Below are 5,853 nucleotides of genomic sequence, written 5' to 3' on the forward strand. Positions count from 1 at the left end.
CAGGCGGTAATGGGAACATGGGGATGAGCTTAGGCGGCAGAACGTGAAATCGCCTTATGTACCGGTTTTTGAGTACTTACATTGCCGCGCAGCAGGCTTTCCTACTTGTGAACGAAGCCATATCAAAATTACAGCTACTGATGAGCAGACATTGGGATGACCTATACAACCAGCTGATACTGCTCAGTACCAATATCTATCGAAAGCATACCGAACGTAACAGCCATATTGACAAGGCTTACACAGAAATCATCAACCAGGCTAGCAGCTATCTGCGCGTGGAATCGCAACTATATCACGCGAGTTCTGGAGTGATATTGGTGGTCTGATGGCACTAGACTCTTCATGTTTGCCGTGAACGGCTACTTCCATAGATTTACTTACCAGATCCGCCGTAAGCGATGCTTCTGGTTCAATACAATCCGAAGCTAGTAAGCATTGCGATTCACAAAGCCCTTAAAAACCGTCCAGATAATAATCCGAAGATCCAGCCACATTGACCAATTGTTAATATATTCCAGATCACACTCGACACGCTTTTCCATTTTTTCGAGCGTATCAGTTTCACCACGGTAACCACGAACCTGTGCCAACCCAGTGATTCCCGGTTTTACCTTGTGTCTTTTCATATAAGACTCAACCAGGTCTTTATAGTATTCATTATGCGCCAGTGCGTGAGGTCGTGGCCCGACAATCGACATTCGCCCCTGCAACACATTAATAAATTGTGGCAATTCATCAAGGCTAGTCCTACGTAGAAAAGCCCCGACTCGCGTCACGCGAGAGTCACCTTTAGTCGCCTGTGTCACTGTGCCGTTCTCTTCTTGATGAACTGACATACTTCGAAACTTATAGACTTTTATTCGCTTGCCATCTGCACCATGGCGTAGCTGCTTGAACAGAATGGGGCCTGGAGACGACAACTTGACCGCTAATGCCACAATCAACAATATCGGTATTATTAGAAGAAGAATCAAACTGCCGATCAGCAGATCCTCCATCCTCTTCACAATACGATTTGCACCATCCATAGGTGAACAGCTTATATCCAGAGAATAAAACCCGCCGATCATTGTCACATTATGGTTCAGAAGTGGCATATCACGCATACCCGGCATATAACGAATATCCATTGTGCGGTGACGTATCGCGTACATGACTGACTGGACTAGGTCACTTTGTTCAAGAGGTAGACAAAGCCAGCATTCATCATAAGATTTACCTTCAGCCAGAATTTTATCCAAGTCTGAGCAAGTCTGATCATTATCTGTATGCCTAATAATTGCAGCCAGACGATACCCAAAAGGATTGCCTTCAGAAAAATCTCTACATACCTGATGAAAATTTGAGCCGTTGCCAATGACTAGCACACTACGCGTATTACGCCCCTGTCGCCTTAAAGACATCAGTAAACGATACAGGGCAAAACGACCATTCACTGCAGTGAAAAGCGCAACTCCTGTCCATATGGCAAACCATATCCGGGAATGATCAGCTGTCGTTTTTGTCAGGAAGAGATAGCCTATGATGCAGGCAAAAGAAAGTGACCACGCCAACAACACGACACCAAGTCGCTCAGCCAGTGGACGTCCTCGCCAGGGAGTATACACACCACATATTAGAGAAAGTATTACAGCTAATAATGCTTGTATAACTATAAGATCAAACGGTAATCGATCATTTAGGTGTCCAAAACGCACGAATTCTGCCACTAAAGCACTTAGGACGGCGATAAGCAAGTCAAACAATATCAGTAGTGTCAGAGGCAAACGGCTGTTGCCTGATAAAAATGATGTGGGCATGTAATGACTTCTGCATCCTGACTGCAACACAAGATCTAGCTTGTCATCATACCAGCCAAAGCACCAGCAGAAAAATGGATAAAAAGTATCAGACTTCTATATCAAGCTTCAGATGGCTTGATAAAACATTTTGTAGATGGAATCTCAGATGTCTTTGTAGTATTGGTACTCCGAGAGTGGGAAGCAGATATTCTTAGTATTTTACAGCATGATCAGTATTCCAAGGCCTAGTAGCCAGATTTAGGCTATATCAGATGAGTCTTCTGGTTAGCAGCCTCAGCTGTGGACGCTGGTTAGTATTAGTACACGACTCATTGGGTAAGCTGCTTGCCAGCAACATACCTATCTACAAGCAGAACTGATGTGTAAAGTATCCAGTCATTCATGGGGTAATATCGAAAATCATAGGATGACAAGCGTTCAAGCAACTGATTGAGGGTTCTGGCTGACCTTGCCCAAAATACATTCACAATGATATTTGTAAGTGATGCTTACTAGCATAGAACAGCTACTGTTGATGGCTGTTACTGCCAACAAAAGACCATTGCGGATCTTTCTCTCAGCGTCTTACTACTGTCACATTCTTAAAGGGGATCTGAGTGACAGCGTTTGGCATCTACTTTTAGAGGGGCGTAAGTATTGTTACCGAATGCACGGCCGATGTCACTGATACCAGAGTCGTTCATGTACACAACCCGATAATGAGACCAAAGCAGTTTTCTGTTATAGCATAGTAGAGCTGAAAGCTCTTGTTGCACTTACGATACAGATACCGTTGATGTTTGATGTCAGCCTTCCCGTTTTTAAAGACACCATGAGTTTGATCTCAACGAAAACACATACTTTAACTACAGTCAGGAATCACTCAAACAACGCGGAGACTATACGATCAACGGTTCTGAATCATATCCATCAACACATTTATTGAGAAAGGTTTTTTACCACATTATCAACCCTTTCTCTATTACTTAGAACAAACTCTCTACGTAATTTCTTTTTATCATCCAAGATACTCTCCACTGTTTCATTCTTTAACCTGACTTTTATATTATTATCCGGATACTTATCATTTATTCCATCAATTATATAAACACCCGTAAGTGAACTAAAGTGACCTGGGTCTATCCAATATTTCATTTCCGATGACATTCGTTCCGTTGTAATGTCATTCCATCCAGAATAATCAAAAAGTTCTACACTGTTTTCATCCGCTATATCAGTAAGCGTCCTTATCCAACTTTCATAACTTTCCCACTCTCCTATTTGCCAAATAGTTTCATAATAAGTCCAATGTGCAGGGGAAATATACAACTTAAGATTAATATTATTTTCTTTACAGATATCAATAAATTCCTGCAAGTATTCAAGATTCACCTTTGGATATTCCGCATTCAGAAACGAATTACTCCAATGATTTATCATTCTATCTCTGCGAGCTGACACATCATCTTTTCCATTTTGTATATTTGATATCAACTCACTATCGTACCTATAGCCATTCTTCTTAAAATCCAACCTTAAATCAGGACTATGTAGATTTCTCAACACCGTTTCTAGACTCTTTACGAAAGTTTCACCACCAAACAGTAGTGCACTTAAGTCTAATAATTGTTCCTGATCTGTCCACGATTCTTTGAAACCACCTGTATATTTGGCATCACTTTTAAATGTAAAAAAATCAAGGCCATATATAACATTGTCTGGCTTTATATACTTTACAACCCTTTCTAAATACTTTACTGCCTCAGGCAAGCGTAAAACATAAACACCATTATTGTATATCTTTCCATAATCATTGTTGAAATCAGCAGGATTAATACCTCGCATTACAACCGAAGTACCAAAGATAACAGTATTTGCAGAGACCCTTGGTATTGACATTGCTTTAGAGTATCTCAATTGTTCGTGAATACCATCTTCCTTGTTTAGATTAAACCCGCGCAATTCGACAAACCTGAATACCCCATAGGGGTCTACAAGAAAATTTAACAATGAAGAAGAAGTAAATAAAACAAAAATCATTATTATAAAGCCTAACCAGAAAGGCTTATTCTTTGAATACTTAACCATGATGCAATATTAAAATTCAAAATATATAAAAGTAGATATTTCAGTCTGCATTACCACTAAACTCATCAACAGGAAAAGTCCGACTATAGCCCCCCAGCGACTTGAGATAGAAAATGCTATGAACCTGTTGCTTTTTACTCTAACACTCTCATATACAACATGATATTTATGAAATATTTCTTGAGTATTAGGCAGAACAAAGACAATAAACATACCAAGGCAGATCCAGAGTATAGACTTATACAAACTTGCAGCATTTAATATAAGACCATTAAGACCAGTCCAGCCATTCAAATCAAACATTCCATGAACTATTGTAATAGAAGCATCAAAACTATCAGCCCTAAAAAAAACCCATGCTATTATTACTGCTATAAATGTTACAGCAATATTCACAGGTTTCAATAGAGAAAAACTAAAATCCAGCCAACTAAGAAAAGATCTCCAAGCATGATTGATCGTAATATATAATGCGTGAATGGCACCCCATACAACAAATGTCCAACCAGCTCCATGCCATAGCCCGCCAATTAGCATAGTTATAAATATATTAACAAATTTTCTGGACACCCCATTTCTAGCACCACCAATAGGTATATAAATATAATCCCTCAAAAATCTAGATAAAGTTATATGCCAGCGTCTCCAGAAATCGATAATACTGCTTGATTTGTAGGGTGAATAAAAATTTTCCGGCAAAGTCACACCGAACATTCTAGCTAGGCCTATAGCCATATCGCTATAACCAGAAAAGTCAAAATAAATTTGAAACGTATAACAAAGTGCCCCGATCCAATACTCAATCAAAGTGGCGTCCTGCGCATTTTCAGCACCATTGAAAATCAAGTTGGCGTAATGCGCAAAATTATCGGCCAAAACAACCTTTTTAAACAAACCAATTGAAAATATCGAAACACCAATGATCAGGTTGGTACTATTGAAAGAAAGAAAATTTCTCTCTTTAGACTGGCTGAATATTTGATTATGATGAACTATGGGTCCTGCAATCAATTGCGGAAAAAACGATACAAAAAGAATATATTTTGTAAAGTCATGCTCATCCACCTTTCCTTGATAAGAATCAACCAAATACGCTATCTGCTGAAATGTAAAAAATGAAATAGCTATTGGGAGAGAAATATTAAGCAAATCAAAGTTATAGTCCGAGATCGCATTTAAGTTTTCTATTATAAAGTTTGTGTACTTATAATATGAAAGCAATACTACATTTGTTAAAATGCCAAAACTCAACAAAAACTTACAGCCCTTTCTTTTTGCAATCACACCTCCAACAATATAATTGAATATTATTGAAAAAATTAAAAGTATAACATTATAGATATCCTTATACGCATAGAATAATATCGATATTATAACAACCCAGAAAATTGACAGTTTGTTTATACCAAATGCTTTAGCTGCATATAAAATCAAAAGTGAAACTGGTAAAAACAGAAAAATAAATTCGTAACTATTAAATAACATTACATATTCAACAATTAAATTTTTATTAAAAATTGACCATTAACAGCCAAAAAAACCACCCTGGAATTCAATAAAGCGAATACAATGACTCATTAGAAATAATGAGTAAAAACTATTCTAAAACTTTTCAAATACCGATATGTATAACAGCCAATAAATGTCCTTATAAATACATCATCAGCACTAGCAAACGACTACCAAAAGAATACCTGATTACCACTGTGGCTCAGCCAGCTTGAGAAGCCTTGCTGGCATGGGGCAAGTTCGCGCAGCCATGTAACCCAGTCTTGAGACCATTGCCTTCAAATCAAAGCGCCGGTTAAATCGATAACAGTATTCTGCAAGGTATCGTGGCAGGTGCCTGGGGCTAATATTGTGGTAACTGCCTCTCAGGGAGTTTTTGACATTCCCGATCACCCCCTGTGCCAGCATAGTTGTCGCCTCTTCTGAAATTTCCAACTTAAACAGGGGGTGGTCAGTGAGTAATCAATGACCC

At 38.7% G+C, this 5,853-nt stretch carries 4 protein-coding genes and 1 pseudogene; all 5 read right to left on the reverse strand.

The features are described from left to right. Positions 1 to 428: 428 nt before the first annotated feature. The gene (locus ABD892_RS12005) at positions 429 to 1,802 is read right to left on the reverse strand and encodes an undecaprenyl-phosphate glucose phosphotransferase (protein WP_345195935.1); all 1,374 of its coding nucleotides are present in this window, start codon (positions 1,800 to 1,802) and stop codon (positions 429 to 431) included. Between the two features lie 311 nt (positions 1,803 to 2,113). Continuing rightward, positions 2,114 to 2,272: a hypothetical protein gene (locus ABD892_RS27115; RefSeq protein ID WP_425559245.1), complete on the reverse strand. Its 159-nt coding sequence runs from the start codon at positions 2,270 to 2,272 to the stop codon at positions 2,114 to 2,116. 451 nt (positions 2,273 to 2,723) lie between these two features. Then, positions 2,724 to 3,872 carry a hypothetical protein gene (locus ABD892_RS12010; protein WP_345195937.1) on the reverse strand — a complete coding sequence of 383 codons (1,149 nt, stop codon included), beginning with the start codon at positions 3,870 to 3,872 and terminating at the stop codon, positions 2,724 to 2,726. A gap of 9 nt (positions 3,873 to 3,881) precedes the next feature. Next, positions 3,882 to 5,357 (reverse strand): MBOAT family O-acyltransferase, encoded by a 1,476-nt coding sequence (locus ABD892_RS12015; RefSeq protein WP_345195938.1) that lies wholly within the window; start codon positions 5,355 to 5,357, stop codon positions 3,882 to 3,884. Between the two features lie 213 nt (positions 5,358 to 5,570). Beyond that, positions 5,571 to 5,834: pseudogene (locus tag ABD892_RS12020) on the reverse strand (transposase); the annotation flags it as partial. Positions 5,835 to 5,853 lie beyond the last annotated feature (19 nt).

Source organism: Kistimonas scapharcae (genome assembly GCF_039540975.1).
GTDB classification, from domain to species: domain Bacteria; phylum Pseudomonadota; class Gammaproteobacteria; order Pseudomonadales; family Endozoicomonadaceae; genus Kistimonas; species Kistimonas scapharcae.